Below are 22,228 nucleotides of genomic sequence, written 5' to 3'. Positions count from 1 at the left end.
TCGCAGGTCGATCGTCGGTAGTCTTTACGTAGAAGACGATGGCGGCACCGATTGCGCCGGTTCCGTTTCGCCGAGCCCGGCGGCAAAAGCGATCCGCAGCACGTCCGACAGGCTGCGCGCCGACAGTTTCTCCATGAGATTGGCGCGGTGAACCTCGACGGTGCGGGTCGCGATGTCCAGGTCGTAGGCGATCAGCTTGTTGGGCCGGCCCACCACCATGCCGTCCAGCACGTCGCGTTCCCGTGCGGTCAGGGCGGCCAGGCGCACGGTCGCTTCGGCGGCGGCAAGCTGGCCACGGTCGTTTCGCCCGGCCTGCCGCAACGCCTCTTCGATCGCGGCCAACAATGCCGTCCGTTCGAACGGCTTTTCCAAAAACTCGATCGCGCCCGCCTTGACGGCGCGGACCGCAAGGGTGACGTCGCCGTGCCCCGTCAGCATGATGACCGGAAGCAGGATGCCCTGCGCGGCAAGCCGCGTCTGGACCTCCAGTCCATCGATTTCCGGCATGCGGACATCGAGCAGCACGCAACCCGGTGTGCTGCGGTTTGCCTGTTTCAGGAACTGGACACCTGAGACGTAGGTCTCGACATCGAACCCGGCCTTGCGCAGCATGAAACCGACCGATTGCCGGATGGCCTCGTCGTCGTCGACGATATGGACGGTGCGTGTGGGGTCAGACATCTCGGTCTCCTGCAAGCGGGACGCAGAAATGGAAGGCGGTTCCGGAGCGCGCACCCGCCTCCGCCCAGATCTTGCCGCCATGCGCCTCGACGATCGTGCGGCAGATCGACAGGCCAAGACCCATCCCATCCTCCTTGGTGGTCGCGAACGCCTCGAACAACCGATCGCGGATCGCCGGTGCGAGCCCGATCCCGGTATCCGCGACGGTCACGCGCACCCACCCCGCACGGTCCGGAGCGGTCGCGATCGTCAGTTCCTTGCATGGCACGCAGGCCATCGACTGGATCGCGTTGCGGATGAGGTTGACGAGGACCTGCTGGATCTGGACCCGATCCACGAGCACCCGGTCCAGACCGGCGGCGATCGTCATCGTGACCTTGACGCCCGCTTCGTGCGCGCCGAGCAGACCCAGGCTCGTCGCTTCCTCCACAAGGGCATCGAGGCGCTCCACCTGAAACCCGGTGTCGCCCCCGTCCACGAAGGTGCGCAGCCGCCGGATGATCGTTCCCGCACGAAGCGACTGGGCGGCAGCAAGATCGAGGGCTTCAGCGATCTCGGACAGCATGTCATCGTCGCTGTTGCCGATCATGGCGCGGGTGGTTTCGAGATAGGCCGCGATCGCCGTCAGCGGCTGATTGATCTCGTGTGCGAGAGTTGAGGCCATGGTTCCCATCGCACTGACTCGGGAAACATGGACGAGTTCGGACTGGAGCTCCTTCATCTTCCGGGCGGTATCGTGACGGTTCGTCAGATCGCGCACGAAGCCGGTAAAGATACGGTCGCCGGCCATCGACGCCTCGCCGACCGCGATCTCGATCGGGAAGAGCTCGCCGTTCGCGCGCCGCGCAGAGGCGGCGCGGACCGTTCCGATTACGTGGGGGATGCCGGTGGTGAGATAGGCGCGCAGATAATTCCCATGCTCGCCGCGTTGTTCGGGTGGCATCAGAATGCCCACGTCCTGTCCGATGACCTGCGCCGCCGAATATCCGAACATCTGTTCGGCCGCCCGGCTGAAGGACGCGATGATGCCCTGTTCGTTGATGACGACCATGGCGTCCGGGACGGTCGCGAGGATGGAGCGCAGATGCTGCTCGCGCCGCAGCAACGCCGCCTCGGACGCCTTTTGATCGGTGATGTCGCGATTGACCTTGCCGAAGCCGCGCAGCGCCCCCGTTTCGTCGCGAAGTGCAGTGATCGTGACGCTGGCCAGAAACTCGGATCCGTCCTTGCGCAGACGCCAGCTTTCTTCTTCGATGCGGCCCTGCGCCGCGGCACGCCGTAGATCGCCTGCCGGCTTGCCAGCGGCGACATCGTCGGGCGTGTAGAACATCGCGAAGTTGCAGCCGACGACTTCGGTTTCGGTCCAGCCCTTCATCCGTTCGGCGCCGCGGTTCCAGATCGTGACGCGGCCTTCCCGGTCCATCATGTAGATCGCATAGCCAAGGGCGCCGTCGATCAGCAGCCCGAGCTCCTCGGCCATCACCGCGTTCCGGCGCGATGTTTCGGTCATGGACGCGAAGCTCCAGGTTTGCGGACAGTCGGTTGCGTCAAGTCGTTTCCCTTCCGAGAGGTGCGGCAGGAAGTCATGAACGACCCGAAACAGACCAACGCCTCTGAACGGGTCGGGGGCCATGTCAGGCGAACGGCGCCATCAGGGACATCGCACCTTGTCCCAGGACCAACAGCATCAGTCCCGCCCCGCCGATCAGAGCCCGCCGGTTCATGGCCTTCAGCGGATGAAGAGAGATTCGAATTGCTTTGATCATGATCGTCGGTCCTCAAGATGCAAGGACGGCCTGCGCGTTGCGCGGTTCGATCGATATTGTGGTTTCACGCAAGTCGGTGGTTATTTCTGCCGTACTGGACGGTTTTGGGGGTGCGTAGTTTCCGAGCCTGTCATTTCGAAGGGCATCACGCGATGAGGCCGTCGCCGTCTTAGCGCTGAACGCCCGTGAGAAAATCGATGCATATCAAGAATGTCGGCAATACCGCCGAAGGCGCGTCGCAGCCTCGACGAGCGGAAAACAACCCCAGGATGATCGGCATGACGGGCAGGCACCGCGAAGGCCATGTCGTCGATCGCATCGGCTGGCTGCGCGCCGCGGTTCTCGGCGCCAACGACGGCATCGTCTCCACGGCGAGCCTCATCCTCGGTGTCGCCGCGGCCGGTAGCCGAACGACCGACATTGTGATCGCCGGGACCGCCGGACTCGTTGCCGGCGCGATGTCGATGGCCGCAGGGGAATATGTTTCGGTCAGTGCGCAAGCCGACACCGAGAACGCCGAGATTGCCCGCGAACGTGACGAACTTGCTGCCGATCCTGCCGGCGAGCTTGCCGAGTTGGCGACGATCTACGTCGCGCGCGGTGTGGACGAGGCAACCGCCCTTGTGGTCGCGACGCAGCTCATGGCGCGGGATGCCCTCGGCGCCCATGCCCGCGACGAACTCGACCTGTCGGTCAGCACCCGCGCCCGACCCGTCCAGGCGGCATTCGCCTCGGCTGCCAGCTTCACGGTCGGGGCGGCGATGCCGCTGCTTGCAGTTTTCGCGCTGCCGGTCAGGCTGCTGATCCCCGGCGTCGCCGTTGCCTCGCTCATGTTCCTGGCGTTCCTTGGAGCCATGGGCTCGTGGGCAGGCAAGGCCTCGGTGTGGACCGGAACTCTGCGCGTCACCTTCTGGGGGGCATTCGCAATGGCCGCCACCGCCCTCATCGGGGGTCTGATCGGCACGACGGTCTGATCGCCGATGCGATCACGCAAAGGCGAAACTGCGTAGTTTCCGACGATGATGTCGTCCCGGGCAGGCCGATAGAGGCGTCTGCACTTCCGTTGCCCGCCCGCCGGGACATCTCCGATCAAGCATGTGACACAGGACATCAGCCGCCATGACCATGTTCTCCGCGCGCAAACTCCTGCGCCTTCGGGTGATGCCCGCACTCATGGCCGCTTCGCTCATGTCGGCAGGAGTCGTCGCGCAGACGCCGCCGGTCGCCGTGGCCGATGGCAGGATCGAAGGGTTGAAGCCGGGCGAGTATCTCTGGGTGCCGGAGATCGCCCCGGCAGGACCGGTGACGATCATCGTCAGCCTGAAGACGCAAAAGGCCTATGCCTATCGCAACGGGGTGGCGATAGGCGTGTCGACGGTGTCCACCGGCATGGAGACACACACCACGCCGACGGGCGTCTTCACGGTCCTGCAGAAGGATGCGGATCACGTGTCCAATCTCTACCAGGATGCCGCCATGCCGTTCATGCAGCGGCTGACCTGGGGCGGGATCGCGATGCATGCCGGCAATCTGCCGGGCTATCCGGCGTCGCATGGTTGCATCCGCATGCCGCTTGCCTTCGCGAAACTGCTGTTCGGCCTGACCAGGACGGGCATCACCGTCGTCATCACGCAGGACGCGCTCGTTCCAGTCGTGGTCGCTGCTCCATCCTTGCTGAAGGCTGGCCGGGGTGCTTCCGCACCGACGGACGCGTTCGTCTGGCAGCCGGCGCGATCGCCGAAGGGCCCGGTCTCGATCGTCGTCAGCGGTCGTGACAGGCGGATGGTGGTCCTGCGCAACGGCATCGAGATCGGATCAAGCCCGATCGCGCTCGATGGGCCGGTCGAACAGACCGCGGCGTTCACCTTGCAGGCGATCGACGCACAGGGCCAGCATTGGCTTCGCCTGCCGCTGCCGGGCGAAACGCAGCGTGGCGAACTAAGCGTTGCGGACCGCGCCAAGGGTCAACTGCCAGAGGAGTTCCGCCGAGCCCTGGCCACGGTCCTCACCCCGGGCACGACGTTGCTGGTCACCCGCGAGACGTTGGCCAGCGCCGGCACCGGCACGGCCGTGACGATCATCGAGACCGAAGGCTCCTGACATCCTGCGAACGCAGTTGGTTCGCAGCACGCGACGCAGCTGATCCGAGACCCGCGCCAGGGAAAGCCTGCCGCGGGTCGTTGTGCAGCCACCGCCTTACCCGGCGGCTATCGCCAGAAGGAGACGTGGAACGACACCGGCCCAACCGGTGTCACGTTGTGAACGATCGTCGGCTCAACGATCCCAGGCGGGTCGTCCGGCGTCAGGAGGCGCTCGGAGGGCACGCGGCGGGGGTCGATGACCCGGTAGAGCAGTCGGCCGCTTTCGACCTCGATCAGCCCCCAGGTGCCATCCTTGGTCGCATGATCGTTCAGCAGGCCTGCCGGCACCGTTTCCTCGGTGAACGAGGGAGTGCGCTTGTAGCTCTGCGCGCCTTCCGGGAGCGGGTTGGGCGGCGCGGTCATGCCGGTTCGGTTTCGAGATAGAGTTCCCGTTCCCGGGCGATCAGGATGTCGGCCAGGAACCAGTAGGCTTCTGCCCACGCCGCCAGAACCGCGTCGGTGGCGGCGTCGCCCAGGATATCCCGGATTGCGGGAAGCAGCGCGTCTGCGACCGCGGGGTAGTGTTCCGACCGGATATGCGTCGCGATGTGACGCTGCGAGATCCGCTCGAGGGCGTCCTTCAGCGCGTCCAGTCTGTCGACGTTCTGCGCGAACGCCAGGATCGCAGCGGCCAGCCGCCGGGGCTGCGCGCCGGACTCCTGCGCGGCCATGTCGAACAGCGCCTTGATGTCGGGATCGACGAAGAGACGCTGATACATGAGCGTGGTGATCGCGACACCATGCTGCTGCAGCGCGGGCGCCGTCGCCTTCACGAGTGCCATGGTTTGCGGCGAAAGGGGCTTGGACATGATGCGTTTTCCGGTGTCGGCCTGATCAGGCAGGTAAGGGGGTGCCACGCGAGGGCGAGGCGTCGTCGGGACGAAACTGGATGGCGAGGCGGAGGCTCTGCGCGATCCGTCGGGCAGTGGCCTGGAGCGCGCTTGCCTTGCCGGCGGACAACATTTCGGTGGTGACGTCCTGCCAGAGCGCCAGCCAGCGATCGAAGTTCGCCGTCGTCATGACGTCGGCATGGCGAAGGTGGGCGAGGACCGGCTGGCCCTTGTATCGACCGCTTCCGAGCATGACGGACGACCAGAAGTCCACGAGCTTATCCAGATGGGCCGGCCAGTCCGAAACCGCTGCGGAGAAGATCGGAGACAACTGTTGGTCGGTCCGCACGCGTTCGTAGAATATCGGGATCAGGCCTGTGAGATCCTGCTCGGTGAGACCGTGCGCGTTCATTTTGCTTCCTCCGAAGGGTCAGCGGTAATTCCGGAGCCGGCCATGCTGACCGCACGCCCCCCGCACCCTGCTCTGCCACGCGTTGCGAACGCCGTTCAGCTGTCGATCGTCCGGTAGTGAACAGCGCGATCCACGAGCGCGGTCATGTGCCGGCTGGCTTCGATCGTCAGCGGGTGGTGCGTGAAGCCGGACCGCGGCGCGATGTAGGCGGCAATGTCGCGGGCGACGTCGCGCTGACGGTCGGTGCCGTCTGCAAGCACTGCGATCAGCATGTTTTCGAGCGCGATGACGCGGATGCGGAGCTGGATGAGTTCCGCCGGTGACAGGGGCGCCACGTCCGCGTGCCGCGACGGGGCGGTCGCGATCGCCCCGCCTTCGTTATCCCAACGGGAAAGCGCGCGTAGTCGAAGCTCGGCCGCGCTGGGAGGATGATCTGTCCCTGACATCGCGACGTCCTCGTGCAGGTTGGCTGGTAGGTCGGAGCGCATCATCGGTATCCGACGCCTTTGACGTAATCGACGAGCTGGGCTTCTTCGAATTCCGCATCGCTCAGCAGGACGCGGAGGATCGATCGGGCGGTCAGCACCGCGATGGGACGGCTGTCCTGATCGAGCACCGGGATGTTCTTGAGATGCCGTTGCTTCATGCGATCCGAGACATCCTGCAAGCTGTCCGAACCGGTGCAGGTGACGACCGACTGCGTCATCACCGTTGAGACGGCGCAACGGCAGCGCGCCCCGTCGCAGACGCTCATCTGGCGGACCACGTCGCTCTTCGTGATCAGGCCGACGATCCGGCCCGAAGCCTCGACGACGACCAGGATCTCGGCACCTTGCGTCAGCAGCCCCGCCGCCTCGATCAGCGGCCGGTCGTCGCCGATCGTGACGAGACGCTGACGTGCGTCATCGACCATTCCCTGAACGAGCATCGTCGGTTTCCTGTCTTGGGTGTGAGCCGTTGCGCTCGGCGGCGGGGCGACCAGCGGTCGCCCCGCCGCCGAGCGGCCACGTCAGGGGCCACAGGGGCTATGCCGCCGCGCGCAGCTCCGTGGCGTGGATCGGATAGGGCGCGATATCCCGCACTTCGGCATCGCCGGCCAGGCTGCTGGCGAAGCCGTGGTTCACGTCGCGGTGGTGGGCCTCGTCCGCGCGGACGACGAGCACGACATCGCGCAACGTCGCGTCGTCCGCCATCTTCCAGTAATGCTTGGCAATCGCGGGGGCCGGCACGTTGGGTGAGCGGCCTTCGTCGATCTCCTGCAGATACAGCGTGTAGCTGGTCACGGCTTCCTCCTCAAAGTACCCGACCACGCGGTGCGCCGTCCGCGACGAGAGCAGGTAGAGGATCGAGAAGGCGACGAGGAAGACACCCTGCACGGCCAGGATGACCATGCGTTCGAACCAGGTCGGCTTGGCGATCTCGATGAACGTCATGAGATGCATGCGCTCGTTCTCGGCTTCCTCCATCAGCGTGCGGATCCAGCCCTCGTCGTCGCGCATCCAGCGGAGGCAATTGAGATGGGTGAACATCGCGCCGACCATGCCGGGCACGGCCGCGACGGTTTCGAGCACGATGGCCCGGTGGCCGTAGCGTTTGGCGAAGAAGGTGTCGGCGCTGAACCGCAGAAGCTTCGTGAAACCGAGCGCGAAGCGGTCGGAGAAGCCGTGCGGCATGTGATGCACGACGGGTTCCGCGACCCGCTCGATTTCGAGCGCGCGGGCATCGGGGGTGAGGACGGAATTGACCATGTCGTATGTCCTTGATGGCAGAGGGACCCGCCAGAGGGACGAGTTGCTGCGCAGGCGGCCCACGGGGGATCCCGCCGCCCTGCCTGTTGGGAAAATCCTTACCGTCCAGGTGATCCGGACGGCAGGATCGGAAACCACTTAGTCGCGCGTCAAACCGACCCGGCAGGAGGGTCTGGCGCCCCGACACCCATTTGCGTGTCAGTTCAGCGTATGGCGCACGATGACGGAGCTTGGATCGCCTGGACATGTGACCAGCTCGAAGCCCATCTCGCGCTCCAGCTGGATGGCTTGATGATTGTCGCGGCTTTCGAGGGATTCGATTGTCTTGATCCCGCGCGACCGGGCGAACGCCGTGATATGTTCGAGCAGCGTCCAGCCGATACCACGATGCTTGAAGTCCCGGTGGATGACGATCGCGACTTCCGCGGTTTCGAGTGCGGCGTCGGCAGCCAGCATCCCCGTCGCGACCATGGTACCGTGGAGGGCGTCGAACACGAGAAAGTTCTCGGTGCCGCGATGATCGAGATGGGTCAGCCGCTCGATCTGATCCTTCCCGACCGTCTTGATGGCGGACAGGAACCGGAAACGCAGATCCTCCGGCGTCACATGCGTGAAGAACGCGGCAAGGCCGGTCTCGTCGCTGGCGTCGGCGGGGCGGACATGGAACGCATAGCCCGATTGCGTGGTCAGATCCCGGCTCCAGTCATCGACAGGGGCGGTCGCAGCGTCGCTTGGCAGGGCCGTGGCCGGTATGGTCGTGATCATGCGCAATCCTTCGAGGGGTGGGCGGCTTTCCCACCGATACAGCGGGGAAGACCGCCGCCGAACCCTCGGGAACCACCTAGACCGGCAACGGGATCGCGGTGATGCGGTGCCCGGGCCGGTCGAACCCGATCTGCGTAGTTTCCGACGCTGCCTGAGTCCTGCTGCTGCGGGTAGGCGGCAGAGCATCAAGGCGCGGCGCGATCCGACCGCCCTCGTCTCCTGCAGGGTGGATCTTCCCATGACCTTCGAAAACGCGTCGACGACGACCGCGGCAACCGACCGGCGACCCGCGGACGTGGTAGCTTCCGTTCCGCAGAGGCGTTCGATCCTGCATCTGCGTAGCGTCCGCGCCGGGCAGCGGCAGGCGCCGGTTTCGACCGACTTCCTGCCATGATGGCTGAGCAGATGGTCGATCGCACGCCGCGCGCCGGTTCGGGTGTCAACCGCCGCGATTGGCATGCCACGTCGATCGAGAACACGATGTCGACGACCGGCACGCCGCCAGATGGTCTGACCGTGGAGGAGGCAGCCTTGAGGCTGGAACGCGACGGCTTCAACGAGCTTGCGCCGCCCTATGCGCCGTCGCTCCTCCGGCTCTTCCTGAAGCAGTTCAACAGTCCGCTGATCTACCTGCTGGTCGCCGCGGCAGTCGTGTCGCTCAGCCTGGGCCACATGACCGACGCGGGCTTCATCGGGCTGGTCCTGCTGGTCAATTCCGTCATCGGCACGGTGCAGGAGGGCAAGGCCGCGGCGAGCCTGACGGCGCTGCGCCACATGATCGGTCACAGCGCGAATGTCCGGCGCGGCGGGGCCGCCGCGGCGGTCGACGCGCGGCAGGTCGTGGTCGGCGATATCGTCGAGGTGGAGAGCGGCATGTCCGTGCCCGCGGACATCAGGCTCATGTCGAGCCGGAACCTGCTGATCGACCAGTCGACGTTCAGTGGCGAGTCCGTGCCGGTCGAGAAAAGCGAGAGCGACGTGTTGGCACCGAAGACGGCGCTTGGCGATCGCACGACGATGATCCTGGCCGGCACGATGGTCGATCAGGGCCGCGGCGCCGGGATCGTCGTCGCAACGGGGAGCGCGACGGAGCTCGGGGCGATCGACGCGACGCTGCGCACGACGGCACCGACACCGCCCCCGCTGGTCCTCTCGCTGGAGCGGCTCGCCCGACAGATCAGCATCGCGACGGTGGGGCTGATCATCCCGTTCGCGCTCATCCTGCTGTGGCAGGGCAGACCAAGCGACGAGGTCCTGATCCTGGCGGTCGCTTTGGCCGTGTCGGCGATCCCGGAGGGGCTCTCGATCGCGGTCACCGTTGCCCTGGCAGCGGGCAGTCGCCGGATGGCGGGGCGAAACGTCATCGTCCGGTCGCTTCCGGCTGTCGAAGGGCTCGGCGCCTGCACGATGATCGCCAGCGACAAGACGGGCACGCTGACCCAGAACATCCTGTCGGTCGAACGGATCATCCTCGCGGACGGTGCGACGTCCGATCGCAGCGACTGGTCGGCGAACGTCGCGCGGTTGACCGATCTGTATCGCGCGGCCGCGATCTGCAACGAGGCCTCGATCGACGTCGAGGGCGAATTCATCGGCGACACGGTGGACGTCGCCTTGCTGCGGCTGGCGCGCGAGGGCGGGCAGGACATCGTTCAGCTGCACGCGACCGGGCGTGTTGCCGAACTGCCCTACGAACCGGCCCGCAAATTCTCGAGCGTCACGATCGAGGAGGCGGGTGGCCATCGGCTCTACGTCAAGGGCGCGCCCGAGACCGTGCTTCCGATGTGCGACGACATCGATACGCGTGCAGTGGAGGTTGCGGAGGCGATGGCGCGCGACGGCTACCGCGTGTTGGCGATCGCGGCTTCGCCAGCCGGAGTCCCCCCGGCCGGCGACGTATCCGCGCCGGCCCATCTGGCGTTGCTGGGTTGGGTGGGGCTGATCGATCCGATCCGCCCCGAAGTCCCCGCCGCGATCGCCGAATGCGGAGAGGCGGGCATCGCGGTTCGGATGGTGACGGGCGATCACCCCGGCACCGCGCTGACCATCGCGCGGCAGCTCGGCATAGAGGCCGAGCCGGATCAGGTCGTGACGGGTGCCCAGATGACGGATCTCTTCAACCGGCCTGACGAGTTGACGCGGCGGATCCTCGCAGGTCGCGTGTTCGCTCGCATCGAGCCGAACCAGAAGCTGCGCATCGTCCAGCTGCTGGCGGAGAGCGGCGAACTCGTCGCCGTCACCGGTGACGGTGTCAACGATGCGCCGGCGCTGCATGCCGCCCATATCGGCGTAGCGATGGGGCGAGCCGGCACCGACGTCGCGCGCGACGCCGCCGACCTTGTGCTGGCGGACGACAATTTCGCCTCCATCGTCGCGGGCGTGGAAGAGGGCCGGGTCACCTACGCGAACGTCCGCAAGATCGTGATCTTCCTGATCACCACCAGCATCGCCGAGATCGCGATGTTTCTGGGCGCCGTCGCGACGGGCCTCCCGATGCCCCTGACGGCGGTCCAGCTTCTCTGGCTGAACCTTGTCACCAACGGCGCACAGGACGTCATGCTGGGCTTCGGGCGCGGGGAGGGAGACGAATTGAAGCAGGCGCCGCGATCGCCGGCGACACCGTTGCTGGACCGCAGCGCGTTCGCGCTCATGATGCCGCCGGCCATGACGATGACCGTGCTGGCTCTGGTCATGGCATATGACATGCGAACGCTGGGCCTTCCTTTGGCGGAGATCCAGAACGGCGTGCTGCTGATGGTTGTCCTGTTCCAGAACGTCTACGTGCTGTGCATGCGAAGCGAGCGTCGTCCGATTTGGCGCGAGCCGCTGTTCTCGAACCCCTGGCTTCTGCTGGTCGTCGGCACCGCGCTATGCCTGCAACTGACCGCGATGTTCTGGTCACCGCTCTCGCGACTGCTGGGCACCGGGCCGGTGAGCCGGCACACGCTGCTGTTCTGCGCCGCCGCCACCGCAGCGACGCTGGTGGTGACCGAGGTCACGAAGCTGATCGTCGCAAAGTGGCAGGGCGATCATCGGGCGGAGCCCCGCGTCGGATAGTGCCGTGGGACGCCCGCCGTTCGCAGCGCGATCGGCAGGCGTCATTCCATCGCGGCGAGCAGCTGATCGAGCGGGATGGTCGCGAACGTCGTCACGCTGTCCGCGACGGCGTAGGGCAGGATCAGCGTCCGGTCCTGAACCATCGCCCCGCAGCTGTAGGTCACGTTCGGGACGTAGCCGGCGCGTTCGCCGGCGTGGGGCCGGATGAACGGTTCGGCCAGCCGACACAGCAACTTGCTCGGATCCCTACGGTCGAGCAGGCAGGCTCCGAGCGCATAGTTGCGCATCGCACCGACGCCGTGGGTGATGACGAGCCAGCCCTCCGCGATCTCGATCGGCGAGCCGCAATTTCCGATCTGGACGAACTCCCACGGATAGCGGGGTGCGACGATCGCAGCCCCGGCGTCCCAGTCGTAGAGCGAACTCGAATAGGACAGCGAGATCGTCTCGTTATCGTGCCGTCCGAGCATCGCGTAGCGCCCGTCGAGCCGACGTGGAAAGAGCGCCATGCCCTTGCCGCGCGCCGCCGTGCCCCGCATCGGCGACATGTCGAACGTCCTGAAATCGCGCGTAGACAGCAGCTCCTGGTTGATGCCGTCGCTGCTGTAGGCGGTGTAGGTCCCGAGGTAGGTCGACGACCCATCATCGTCGACGAACCGGACCAGCCTTAGATCCTCGATGCCGTTGCGCTGGTTGGGGGTCGATGGAAAGATCACCGTTTCCGACAGCCCATAGGCGTCGTCGCGTTCCATCCGGATCGATCCATTCGAGGCGGCATCCAGACTGGAACTTGCGATCCGGGGAACGATCGCCTGCGGTCCGGGGGTGTCGATCATGATCGACCCGTCACGCGCCAGCACGCCGGTGCGGAACGCGATCGAGGATACATGACCTTCGCCGACCGCGCGCAGGGACAGCACGAACCGGATCGCACCCCCGGCGAGCCCGGTCTGGTCGGGGTGGGGGACGATACTGGGGTTGAAGAGCGCAGCGGCCTCGTAAGTGTATTCCTGCGAGAAATAGGCGCCGATCAGCAGCGCCTCGTTCCCGCCCGCCGACACACCATCAAGAACGATCGGTGCGACATCGCGAAAGCGACGTCGAAAGAGGTCTGCGACATCGAGGTGGCGGGCGGCGAAGTCTTCCGTCACCCGGGCAAGCTCCAGCGCGACGTCCGCGGCCGAGAGGTCCAGGATGTGGCGACCGATGCGCACCGCACGGGCGTGGTCGGGGTCAGCGCCCGGTGCATAAGGTCTGACGACCATGCGCGACGGATCGGGGCGGAGAAACAGCGGGACATGGGTCACGAAGTCGGCGGCAGTGCGCACGATCAGGCGACCCTTCGACCGCTTGGTGCCGCACGCTTCTGTTCGAGCAAGTGGACTGTCATGATCCTGTTCCTCCCGCCGGCCGGATGACCGGCCGCGTTCTCGGCGCGGCGAACCGAAGTGGCAAGGGGGGCGGGGACGCCCCCCTTGCAATCTCAATGCGCGAAGAGAAGCGGAACCTTGCTGTTCGTCAGCAAAAAGCGGGTGACCCCGCCGAGCAGGAACTCGCGGAGCCGCGAGTGGCCATACGCGCCCGACACGATCAGCCCGGCCCCCTTTTCGAGCGCGGCGCGCAGGATCGCCTTGCCGACGCTGCCATCGATTGGCTGACGCTGCAGGATCTCAGCCTCGATACCGTGAAGCGACAGATAGCGCGCGCCCGCATCGGCCGGAAGCGACGCCGTGGGTTCGGCGATCTCGACCAGATGCACGCTGGCCGCGAGCCGGAGAAGCGGCACGGCGGCTCGAAGCGCTGTCGACGCTTCGGCCGATCCATTCCAGGCGACGATCACCGGCGCGTTGGTATCGAGCGAATGGACGGAGGCCGGCATCGCCAGGACGGGCGGCAGCGCGCCGGTTGCAACGGTCGCGGCGAGTGCCTGGGACTTTCCATATTCGGTGGACCGGTCGTCGAGGCTGAGGACGATGACGTCCGACAGAGGCGAAAAGCCGATCAGGCTGTCGGCCGGCACCTGATCGACATGGACCCAGGTCCAAGGGATCATCTCGAGCCGCAGACGCTCCTCGATCTTCTTCTGCATCGCAAGCCGCCGCTCCTCCATCTGCCGGGAGAGCTCAACCGGCAAAGCGCTTGCCATGCTGGGATCGGCTGCGAAGTAATCGGGATAAGGCGTGGCGTGGAGGCAGGTGATATGGCCTTCGAAGGCTCTGGCGAGATCGAAGGCAGCCTGCAGGCGGGATTCGAAGCCGGCATCGTCGTAGACGTGCAGGAGAATGGACTTCATCGGAGTATCCTTCGACTTTGCGGAACGGAATTGTCGGGCGCAGCACGCCCGTCGCGGGACCGCGACGTGGTTCGGCTCAGGTCTGGCAGTGCATCTCGACATGGAAGGCCTGATCCGCCGACGGCATGGCCGGGGCGGCGGAGACGGCGTCGTAGAGCCGGATCGCAACGGCACCTGCGATCGCCGGGAGTAGGACGCCGTTGTCGATCCTGGCATTCGTCATGACGATGATTTTGCCCGCCAGAAGACTGGCCTGCGCCATCGTGGCATCGTCCGCCGGCACCCCGATCCCCTCAAGGGCGGAACCGAACACTTCGGCGCCGGTGGCGCTCACCCAGCCATCGAGCGCCGCGATCACGGCGGATGCCATGTATCCGAGAACGAAAGTCGCTCCGCTGCCAGGTGACGGGAGTGAGACGCCGTCCGCGAAGATCGGCCATTGCCTCTGCCAAAGGCCGGACGGACGCCCCCAGATCCGGACCCGCTGATCCACCTTGTAGAGATTGATCGGCAGGACGCAGTCAGCGCGATCGACGCCGGCGACGGTGATCGCCGCTCGGCTGGCAAGCAAGTCGCTCAGCCGGTCGACCGCGGCCTCGGCCAGGGTTTCGTCATCGAATACGGCGATGATCGCGGAAATGCTGTGCATGATGTCGGTTCCGGGCGCGGATCGAGGCGCTGTCTCGAGCCGGCAGTCGCACCTCCACCATGCTCGGACTATTGTGGTTTCCCGCATGGCATTGGCTGCGTAGTTCCCGAGGCTGCAGGAGCGGCACCCGGATCGTCTAGGGACGCGGTTCCAGATCCTGAGCGTCAGCCGCCAGGATCCGCGCGCCGGCGATCATGCGCCGACGGGCGTCCTCGGATGCAAAAGACAGAATCTATGAAAGCTCTCGTCTACAAGGGACCGGGCCTGAAGGCCTATGAGGACCATGCGAAGCCCGAGCTTCGCGACCCGACCGACGCGATCGTGAAGATCACCCGGACGACGATCTGCGGGACCGACCTGCACATCCTGAAGGGTGACGTGGCGACCTGCACGCCGGGGCGCATCCTCGGCCATGAAGGCGTCGGAGTGATCGAGTCCGTCGGCACCGCGGTGACGGCGTTCAAGCCCGGCGACCGGGTCCTGATCTCCTGCGTCAGTGCCTGCGGCAAATGCGAATATTGCCGCAAGAGCATGTTTTCGCACTGCACGACCGGCGGCTGGATCCTGGGCAACACGATCGATGGTACGCAGGCAGAATATGTCCGCACGCCGCATGCCGACACCAGCCTGTATCCGATCCCCGAGGGGGCGGACGAGGAGGCGCTGGTGATGTTGAGCGACATCCTGCCGACCGGTTTCGAGTGCGGTGTCCTGAACGGCAAGGTCGAGCCCGGTTCCACCGTGGCGATCGTGGGGTCCGGCCCGATCGGTCTGGCGGCACTCCTCACCGCGCAATTCTACTCGCCAGCGGAGATTATCATGGTCGATCTCGACGACAATCGTCTTGAGGTCGCCCGGCGCTTCGGTGCGACCGCCACGGTGAACAGCACAGACGGGACGGCGTTCGAGCAGATCATGGCGATGACCGGCAATCGCGGTGTCGACACCGCGATCGAGGCGGTCGGCGTGCCGGCGACGTTCGAGCTGTGCGAGCAGATCATCGCCCCCGGTGGCGTGATCGCCAATGTGGGCGTCCACGGAAAGCCGGTGGCTCTGCACCTGGAGGCGTTGTGGGATCGCAACATCGCGATCACGACGCGGCTGGTGGACACGTCCAGCACGCCGATGCTGCTCAAGATCGTGGACGCGAAGAAGATCGATCCTACCCTGCTGATCACCCACCGCTTCAGGTTCGACCAGATGATCGAGGCCTACGACACGTTCGGCAACGCGGCGGAAACGGGTGCGCTCAAGGTCATCATCGAAGCCTGATCGTCGCCCTTGCACAGTATCTGGATCCCGAAAGGATCGACACCATGACCTATCAGAGCCTCAATCCGTTCGATGGCACGATCATCGAGACGTTCACCGACCTGTCCGATAGCGACGTCGAGGTGAAGCTGACCGCGGCGCAGACGTGTTTCGAGACGTGGCGCCACACCGGCTTTGCCGACCGTGCCGTCATCCTTAACCGCGCCGCCGATCTGCTCGACGAGCGGGCCGACGCGCTGGCGCGCACGATGACGCTGGAAATGGGCAAGCGGATCGGCGAAGCGCGCGGCGAGGTCGCGTTCAGCGCGCGTATCCTGCGTTATTATGCGAAGAACGCCGAGCGCTTCCTGGCACCGGCCAAGCTCGATCCGATCGTCGGCGCGGCGCATATGGAGAGCAGCCCGATCGGCGTCGTGTTCTGCGTCGAGCCCTGGAACTTCCCCTACTATCAACTCGCACGGATCGCGGGCCCGCACCTGATGGCGGGCAACACGCTGGTCGTGAAGCATGCCGCGATCGTGCCGGGCTGCGCGCTCGCGTTCGAGCAGCTGTTGATCGACGCCGGTGCGCCGGTCGGCCTCTACACGAACCTGCTGATCACGCATGACCAGTCCAACCACATCATCGACGATCCGCGGATCAAGGGCGTCGCGCTGACCGGCAGCGTCGCGGCGGGCCAGAGCATTGCGGCGCGGGCAGGCCGCAACCTCAAGATCTCGTCGATGGAGCTCGGCGGCAGCGATGCGTTCATCGTGCTCGACGATGCCGATCTCGATCACGTCATTCCCTGGGCGGTATGGGGCCGGATGTATAACACCGGCCAGACCTGCTGCGCCGCCAAGCGGTTCATCGTCGTGGAGTCGCTTGCCGATGCCTTCCTTGCGAAGTTCAAGGTCGCGCTGGAGGCACTGGAGGCCGGTGACCCGCTGGATCCCGCGACGACGCTCGGACCGCTGTCCAGCGAAGGTGCGATCGCGCAACTGGTCGAGCAGGTGGACATAGCGGTTGCCAGCGGCGCCACGGTCGTCACCGGCGGCAAGCGGATTGATCGGCCCGGCGCGTTCATGCAGCCGACCATCCTGACGGACATCGCACCAGGCAATCCTGCCTTCCGCGACGAATTTTTCGGCCCGGTCGCGTCGTTCTACCGCGTGAAGGACGAGGACGCCGCGGTCGCGCTGGCCAACGATTCCGACTTCGGCCTCGGTGGCTCGGTCTGGACCGCCGACGCCGCCCGCGGTGCGCGCGTCGCCAGCCGGGTCGATACCGGCATGATGTTCATCAACAACATCGACTGGACCGATGCCGAGCTGCCCTTCGGCGGCATCAAGAACTCGGGCTATGGCCGGGAACTCGGCGACATGGGCATCCAGCAGTTCGTGAACAAGAAACTGGTTCGAACGGCGTCGATGGCCGCCCCTGCCTGACCCGACCCAATGTGAGCGGATGCTCGACCGGAGAGTGTGACGATGCTGTTCAAGCGGTTCCCGGTCGAGTTCACGCCCAAGCTGTTCTCGGTCCTGCGCGAGGGCTATGGCATGGCCCGGCTGCGGGCGGACGTCGTCGCGGGCCTGACGGTCGCGATCGTGGCCCTGCCGCTTTCCATGGCATTGGGCATCGCCAGCGGTGCCACGCCCGACAAGGGGCTGATCACCGCCGTGGTCGCCGGCCTGCTCGTCTCGCTGCTCGGCGGGTCGCGGGTGCAGATCGGCGGCCCCACGGGCGCGTTCGTCGTCATCGTCTTCAACGTCATCGCGCAGCATGGTTATGACGGCCTCGTGCTTGCGACGCTGCTCGCCGGCATCATCCTGGCCGCCGCCGGCTATCTGCGGCTCGGCGGCCTGGTGAAGTTCATCCCGCATCCCGTGGTGACCGGGTTCACCGCCGGGATCGCGGTCATCATCGCATCGACACAGGTGAAGGACTTTCTCGGCCTGCGCATGACATCGATGCCGGCCGATTTCATTCCCAAATGGGCGGCCTATTTCGCGGAGATCGCGACCATAAGCCCGTTGACCGTCGCGGTCGGTGGCGGCGCGCTGGCGACGATCATCGTCCTGCGGCGGGTCGCGCCACGCATTCCCGGCTTCCTCGTTGCGGTGGTCCTCGCGTCGATCGTCGTGGTGGCGCTCGGGCTGCCGGTCGACACGATCGGGTCGCGGTTCCCGACCATGGCGACAGGCATGCCGATGCCGCAGCTGCCGGCCTTCACGGTTGAGAAGGTCCGCCAGGTTCTGCCGTCCGCCTTCACGATCGCGTTCCTCGCGGGCATCGAGTCCCTCCTGTCGGCGGTGGTCGCCGACGGCATGACGGGGTTCCGCCACCGTTCGAACCAGGAGATGGTGGGGCAGGGTATCGCGAATATCGGCTCTGCGCTGTTCGGCGGACTGCCGGCGACGGGGGCCATCGCGCGCACGGCGACCAACATCAAGGCGGGCGGGCGCTCGCCGGTCGCGGGCATGTCACACGCGATCTTCATCCTGCTGTTCGTCCTGTTCGGGTCGAAGCTGATGGCGTTCGTCCCGATGGCGGCGCTGGCCGCGATCCTGTTCATGGTCGCCTGGGGGATGAGCGAGCATCGCCATTTCCTCGGCTACCTGCGGATGCCGAACGGCGACCGCCTCGTTCTGCTGCTGACCTTCGGATTGACGGTGCTGGTCGACCTGACCGTCGCGATCGGCGTGGGCGTGACGCTGGCGTCGTTGATCTTCATGGCCCGGATGAGTGCGACCGTGCACATCGGGACGGACTTCGACGACGGGGACGAGGATCTGCATCAACGCGACGCGGTGCCCCCCGGCGTCGAGATATTCCGGATGAGCGGGCCGTTCTTCTTCGGGGTCGTGGGCGGGCTGATGGACACGTTCCGGGCGATGGGTCAGCAACCCCGCGCGATCATCCTGCGCATGCGGCTGGTGCCCATGATCGATGCATCCGGCGCGACCGCGCTCGAAGGGCTGGTCGGCAAGGCGGAGCGAGCGGGCATCCGGGTGATCCTATCAGGAGTCCAACCGCAGCCGGCCGAGATGCTTGCTCGCATCCATCTCGGTCCGTCGGACGATCGGGTGCATCACGCCGAGGATTTCGCGTCGGCCTTGGAGCTGGCTCGGGTCGCAATCGGCTGAGGCCCAAGGTCTGGCAGCTTGAACGCCGAGCACTCCGTCGCATCACATCCGCATCGTACCGGTTTCGAGGAAACGCTGGTGCCAGGACAGCGCCTCGCCCGGCAAGGTCGGCGTCTGTTGACCATAGGAACCCACGCGCGCCCGGCGGTAATAGTCGACCAGTGCGGGGCGGTAGTCGGGGTGCGCGCAGGTCTCGATGATCAGGGCGGCGCGCTGCTTCGGGCTGAGCCCGCGGAGGTCGGCCAGCCCCTGTTCGGTGACGAGCACCTGGACGTCCTGGCTGATATGATCGACGTGGCTGGCCTGCGGCACGATCGCGGAGATCTTGCCGCCCTTCGCGGTCGACGGCGTCATGAAGATCGAGACATAGGCGTTGCGCGCGAAATCGCCCGAACCGCCGATGCCGTTCTGAATGCGCGAGCCCATGATGTGCGTCGAGTTGACGTTGCCGTAGATGTCAGCCTCGATCAGCCCGTTCATCGCCAGGCAGCCGAGCCGACGGATCAGTTCGGGATGGTTGCTGATCTCCTGCGGGCGCAGGATCATCCGGTCGCGGTAAGCGGCCATGTCCGCGTTCAGCCGGGCCGCCGCCTCCGGGCTGAGCGAGAAGGCGGTGGCTGATGCCATCCGCAGCTTGCCGGAGTCGAGCAGGTCGAGCATCCCGTCCTGGATCACCTCGGTGTAGGAGGTCATCGCATCGAACGGCCCCGTGACGAGCCCGGTCAGCACCGCGTTGGCGATGTTGCCGACGCCCGACTGCAATGGCAGCAGCGATGCGGGCAGGCGGCCGCGGGCGACCTCGTGCCGGAAGAACTCGATCAGGTGACCGGCGATCGCATGCGCGGCGGCATCGGGTGCCGCGAACGGCAGGTTGCGGTCGGGTGCCTCGGTCTCGACGATCGCGACGACCTTTCCGGGATCGACCCGGAAATACGCTTCGCCGATCCGGTCGTCGGGGCGGATCAGCGGGATCGGCACGCGGTGCGGCGGCAGCGCGGTGCCGTAGTAGATGTCGTGCATCCCCTCGAGCGCCGGGTTCTGCCAGGCGTTGACCTCCAGGATGATCTGGCCGGCGCGGTCGAGCCAGGTCTTGTTGTTGCCGATCGAGGATGAGGGGATAAGCGAGCCGTCGGCGCGGATGCCGGACACCTCGACCACCGCGGTGTCGAGCGGCCCGAGAAAGCCCTGCCATGCCATGGGCGCGACCTGACTGAGATGCATGTCGAAATAGTCCATCTCGCCGCGGTTGATCTTCTCGCGCGCGATGGGGTCGGAGTTGTAGGGCAGGCGGAATTCGATCCCGTCCGCCTTGGCCAGCGCACCGTCGAGTTCGGGCCCGGTCGAGGCGCCGGTCCAGACGCGGATCCGGAACGGGTTGCCCGCGGCATGTTCCGCCTCGATCCGCGCGGCGAGCGCCAGCGGCACCGCCTTGGGATAGCCGGAACCCGTGAAGCCGCTGAGGCCGACCGTGCTGCCCGGCGCGATCAGTGCGGCAGCCGCGTCGGCGCTCATGATCCTGCTGCGCAGGGGCTGGTTCGCGATCCTGGTCATGAGATTCCCATCTTGCTGAAGCTTTGATCCCGCCCCTACGGGGCGTTCCGCTCGGTTGGATTGGTAACGAACGCTTTGGGTAAGTCCGTCGCGCTGCATCGCTGCCGCGCTGCGGCTTCTGACCACCAGCGGAGCTGGTCCAACGTTCGATCGAAGTAGCCGTCCCAGCGATCGCCGTCGACGCCGGGGCGATATCCGCCATCCTCGTGGAACACATCCTGGGCATGCGGCACATGGACCATCGCCGATACCGGCAGGCAGCCCAGTTCGGACAGGAATGTCCGCATGCTCACGGCGGCGCGAGTGCCGCCCCACTGGCCAGCCGAATAGGTCACGATCGCACTCGGCTTATAGGAGAACAGCGAGCTGCCGAAGTGGTTCAGCAGGTCGCTCAGCGCCGGGCTCATGAGGTGGTTATACTCGGGACTGATCATGACATAGCCGTCGGCGTGCCGGATCTGGTCGGCCAGATGATCGAGCGCCTCGGGACCCTTGCCTGCTCCGTAGGCGAAAAGCGGCTTGAACGGATGGGGTGCGTCGACCTCGACGGGGTCGATCTGGGTCGTGGCCACACCCTTGTCGGCCAGGCGCCTGAGGCAGGCCGAGGAAACCCGGGCACCGAGGCGCGTCGGCAGCGGTGCGCCGGAAACACGTTCCGAACCGAGAAACACTAGGATCGATGGCGTCATCACTTCATCCTAAACGCTGATGCGTCGCCTGCGTAGAGGGTCTGTCGACTGACGGCAGCCATCGGCAAATACGGGGCAGCCGGCAGGGCCTACAGATGGACGCGCCGCAGCCGCAGCGCGTTGGTGATGACCGACACCGACGACAGGCTCATCGCCGCCGCCGCGATCATCGGCGACAGTAGCAGTCCGGTGAACGGATAGAGCAGACCGGTGGCGAGCGGTATGCCCAGCGCGTTGTAGGCGAAAGCGAACATCAGGTTCTGCTTGATGTTGCGCAGCGTGGCGACGGCCAGCTTGCGCGCGCGGACGATCCCCATCAGGTCGCCGCCGAGCAGCGTGATGCCCGCGCTTTCCACCGCGACGTGGGCTCCGGTGCTCATCGCGATGCCAACATCGGCGTATGCAAGGGCGGGCGTATCGATGACGCCGTAACCAACCTTGCGACCCGGCGGCCTTCACGACGCAACTGGTTGGCTGACTGAACAAAAAAGGATTCGCGTGACGCGAGTTTGGTTGCGCTCTCGGATCGACTACGGAAAGCCGGGCTTGCCCAACGTTGCGAGAAGTCGGTGCCAACTAAGCACTCTACCCTAAATGGCCACATGCTATCGGGGTAGGTAAGGCGGGCTGACCGAACGGTCCAGCCGGCGGTACAGCGACCTATTTGAGCAACTCGTCAGCGGTCACGCCAAGCGGCTGCGCGAGCTTCTCGACGCTCATGATCGTCGGGTTACGGGCACCGCGTTCGATATCGCTGACATAGGTCCGGTGGATGTCTGCCTCGTGAGCGAAGGCTTCCTGGCTCCAGCCTTTTGCCTCGCGCAAACGGCGTACATTACGATCAAGGCGTGTGCGAACATCCACGCCCGGCTGCGACGCGCCTGCAGACGATCGATCTACAGACGATAAGAGACAATGCGGTTGACTGTCTTTGCGTGTCGAACATGACGAACGTCACTTATCGTATGCAGCGATGAGCGGAGGCGAGAGGCAAGGCGGTGGAGCAGTTGTCGGCAACAGGAGCAATCAGCGCGTCCACCATTCGGGACCGTGCGGCGCATGCTGCCTTTGGACATCCGCTAGTGACCAACACGCTGCGCGATCTGGTTGTCGAGGCAATTGTAGCCACCGTGCTCGAACCCGACTGGCGGTGGTGCTCGGCAGATTACGCCGCCTGGGACTTCGACCGGGGGGATGGGTTGCGGCTTAAGGTCAAGCAGTCCGCGGTACGGCAGAGCTGGGCGCAGCC

At 65.8% G+C, this 22,228-nt stretch carries 23 protein-coding genes and 1 pseudogene; 7 read left to right on the top strand and 17 right to left on the bottom strand.

The genetic code is table 11. The annotated features are described in order from the left end of the window. Positions 1-24: 24 nt before the first annotated feature. The 3 genes from BKY59_RS09055 to BKY59_RS18230 form a co-directional block, all read right to left on the bottom strand. Complete coding sequence (locus BKY59_RS09055; RefSeq protein WP_076070787.1) at positions 25-681, bottom strand: response regulator transcription factor; 657 nt, start codon at positions 679-681, stop codon at positions 25-27. Continuing rightward, entirely contained in the window at positions 674-2,191 is a 1,518-nt protein-coding gene (locus tag BKY59_RS09050; protein ID WP_240500040.1) for a PAS domain-containing sensor histidine kinase, read from the bottom strand. Before BKY59_RS09050 ends, BKY59_RS09055 begins: the two co-directional genes overlap by 8 nt. A 124-nt stretch (positions 2,192-2,315) precedes the next feature. Continuing rightward, entirely contained in the window at positions 2,316-2,447 is a 132-nt protein-coding gene (locus BKY59_RS18230) for a hypothetical protein (protein WP_276205497.1), read from the bottom strand. A 278-nt stretch (positions 2,448-2,725) separates the two neighbouring features. Between BKY59_RS18230 and BKY59_RS09045 the strand changes: the two genes are divergently transcribed. Then, entirely contained in the window at positions 2,726-3,421 is a 696-nt protein-coding gene (locus BKY59_RS09045; protein ID WP_076070826.1) for a VIT1/CCC1 transporter family protein, read from the top strand. 145 nt (positions 3,422-3,566) lie between these two features. Then, positions 3,567-4,547 (top strand): L,D-transpeptidase, encoded by a 981-nt coding sequence (locus BKY59_RS09040; RefSeq protein WP_240500039.1) that lies wholly within the window; start codon positions 3,567-3,569, stop codon positions 4,545-4,547. 107 nt (positions 4,548-4,654) lie between these two features. On the opposite strand, the gene BKY59_RS09035 is transcribed toward BKY59_RS09040, so the two are convergent. The 7 genes from BKY59_RS09035 to BKY59_RS09005 all read right to left on the bottom strand — a co-directional run bounded on the left by BKY59_RS09035 (position 4,655) and on the right by BKY59_RS09005 (position 8,343). Beyond that, positions 4,655-4,951, bottom strand: a complete 297-nt coding sequence (locus BKY59_RS09035; protein ID WP_076070785.1) for a TehB family protein — start codon at positions 4,949-4,951, stop codon at positions 4,655-4,657. Continuing rightward, positions 4,948-5,397, bottom strand: coding sequence for a globin domain-containing protein (locus BKY59_RS09030; RefSeq protein WP_076070784.1), 450 nt, complete (start codon positions 5,395-5,397; stop codon positions 4,948-4,950). Before BKY59_RS09030 ends, BKY59_RS09035 begins: the two co-directional genes overlap by 4 nt. A 25-nt stretch (positions 5,398-5,422) precedes the next feature. Beyond that, entirely contained in the window at positions 5,423-5,830 is a 408-nt protein-coding gene (locus BKY59_RS09025; RefSeq protein WP_076070782.1) for a group III truncated hemoglobin, read from the bottom strand. A gap of 95 nt (positions 5,831-5,925) precedes the next feature. After that, positions 5,926-6,276 (bottom strand): hypothetical protein, encoded by a 351-nt coding sequence (locus tag BKY59_RS09020; protein ID WP_076070822.1) that lies wholly within the window; start codon positions 6,274-6,276, stop codon positions 5,926-5,928. A gap of 41 nt (positions 6,277-6,317) precedes the next feature. Next, positions 6,318-6,758 carry a CBS domain-containing protein gene (locus BKY59_RS09015; protein WP_076070780.1) on the bottom strand — a complete coding sequence of 147 codons (441 nt, stop codon included), beginning with the start codon at positions 6,756-6,758 and terminating at the stop codon, positions 6,318-6,320. A 97-nt stretch (positions 6,759-6,855) separates the two neighbouring features. Next, positions 6,856-7,578 (bottom strand): alternative oxidase, encoded by a 723-nt coding sequence (locus BKY59_RS09010; protein ID WP_076070778.1) that lies wholly within the window; start codon positions 7,576-7,578, stop codon positions 6,856-6,858. A gap of 198 nt (positions 7,579-7,776) precedes the next feature. After that, on the bottom strand, positions 7,777-8,343 hold the full coding sequence (locus BKY59_RS09005) for a GNAT family N-acetyltransferase (RefSeq protein ID WP_076070776.1): 567 nt from the start codon (positions 8,341-8,343) through the stop codon (positions 7,777-7,779). 238 nt (positions 8,344-8,581) lie between these two features. Here BKY59_RS09005 and BKY59_RS17675 point away from each other — a divergent pair, with 238 nt between their 5' ends. Continuing rightward, entirely contained in the window at positions 8,582-8,737 is a 156-nt protein-coding gene (locus tag BKY59_RS17675; protein ID WP_165374820.1) for a hypothetical protein, read from the top strand. Then, entirely contained in the window at positions 8,734-11,400 is a 2,667-nt protein-coding gene (locus BKY59_RS09000) for a cation-translocating P-type ATPase (RefSeq protein ID WP_083672004.1), read from the top strand. The genes BKY59_RS17675 and BKY59_RS09000 overlap by 4 nt, the downstream gene beginning before the upstream one ends. A 41-nt stretch (positions 11,401-11,441) precedes the next feature. Here the strand turns inward: BKY59_RS09000 and BKY59_RS08995 are convergent, their stop codons facing one another. The 3 genes from BKY59_RS08995 to BKY59_RS17670 form a co-directional block, all read right to left on the bottom strand. After that, the gene (locus tag BKY59_RS08995) at positions 11,442-12,728 is read right to left on the bottom strand and encodes a glycoside hydrolase family 130 protein (protein WP_240500038.1); all 1,287 of its coding nucleotides are present in this window, start codon (positions 12,726-12,728) and stop codon (positions 11,442-11,444) included. Positions 12,729-12,883: 155 nt separating this feature from the next. Continuing rightward, a complete protein-coding gene (locus tag BKY59_RS08990; RefSeq protein ID WP_076070775.1) occupies positions 12,884-13,693 on the bottom strand; it encodes a universal stress protein in 810 nt (269 codons plus the stop codon). Positions 13,694-13,769: 76 nt separating this feature from the next. Further along, positions 13,770-14,342: a hypothetical protein gene (locus tag BKY59_RS17670; RefSeq protein ID WP_076070773.1), complete on the bottom strand. Its 573-nt coding sequence runs from the start codon at positions 14,340-14,342 to the stop codon at positions 13,770-13,772. Positions 14,343-14,576: 234 nt separating this feature from the next. Here BKY59_RS17670 and BKY59_RS08980 point away from each other — a divergent pair, with 234 nt between their 5' ends. From BKY59_RS08980 to BKY59_RS08970, 3 genes are read left to right on the top strand one after another with little or no spacing between them, the layout of a single operon-like run. Beyond that, positions 14,577-15,614 (top strand): zinc-dependent alcohol dehydrogenase family protein, encoded by a 1,038-nt coding sequence (locus BKY59_RS08980; protein ID WP_076070772.1) that lies wholly within the window; start codon positions 14,577-14,579, stop codon positions 15,612-15,614. Positions 15,615-15,658: 44 nt separating this feature from the next. Continuing rightward, on the top strand, positions 15,659-17,041 hold the full coding sequence (locus BKY59_RS08975) for an NAD-dependent succinate-semialdehyde dehydrogenase (RefSeq protein WP_076070770.1): 1,383 nt from the start codon (positions 15,659-15,661) through the stop codon (positions 17,039-17,041). A 42-nt stretch (positions 17,042-17,083) separates the two neighbouring features. After that, entirely contained in the window at positions 17,084-18,739 is a 1,656-nt protein-coding gene (locus BKY59_RS08970) for a SulP family inorganic anion transporter (RefSeq protein WP_076070768.1), read from the top strand. Positions 18,740-18,781: 42 nt separating this feature from the next. On the opposite strand, the gene BKY59_RS08965 is transcribed toward BKY59_RS08970, so the two are convergent. From BKY59_RS08965 to BKY59_RS08950, 4 genes and pseudogenes are all read right to left on the bottom strand, one after another. Next, entirely contained in the window at positions 18,782-20,290 is a 1,509-nt protein-coding gene (locus BKY59_RS08965) for an acetyl-CoA hydrolase/transferase family protein (protein ID WP_076070766.1), read from the bottom strand. Between the two features lie 35 nt (positions 20,291-20,325). Then, the gene (locus tag BKY59_RS08960) at positions 20,326-20,979 is read right to left on the bottom strand and encodes an NADPH-dependent FMN reductase (RefSeq protein ID WP_076070764.1); all 654 of its coding nucleotides are present in this window, start codon (positions 20,977-20,979) and stop codon (positions 20,326-20,328) included. Between the two features lie 89 nt (positions 20,980-21,068). After that, positions 21,069-21,448 (bottom strand): annotated as a pseudogene (locus tag BKY59_RS08955) (copper-transporting ATPase); the annotation flags it as partial. 191 nt (positions 21,449-21,639) lie between these two features. Further along, positions 21,640-21,843 carry a helix-turn-helix domain-containing protein gene (locus BKY59_RS08950; protein WP_076070762.1) on the bottom strand — a complete coding sequence of 68 codons (204 nt, stop codon included), beginning with the start codon at positions 21,841-21,843 and terminating at the stop codon, positions 21,640-21,642. Positions 21,844-22,228 lie beyond the last annotated feature (385 nt).

The sequence above is a fragment of the Sphingomonas montana genome (assembly GCF_001956315.1).
Lineage (GTDB): Bacteria > Pseudomonadota > Alphaproteobacteria > Sphingomonadales > Sphingomonadaceae > Sphingomonas_R > Sphingomonas_R montana.
This window is presented reverse-complemented; position numbering and strand designations above follow the sequence as displayed.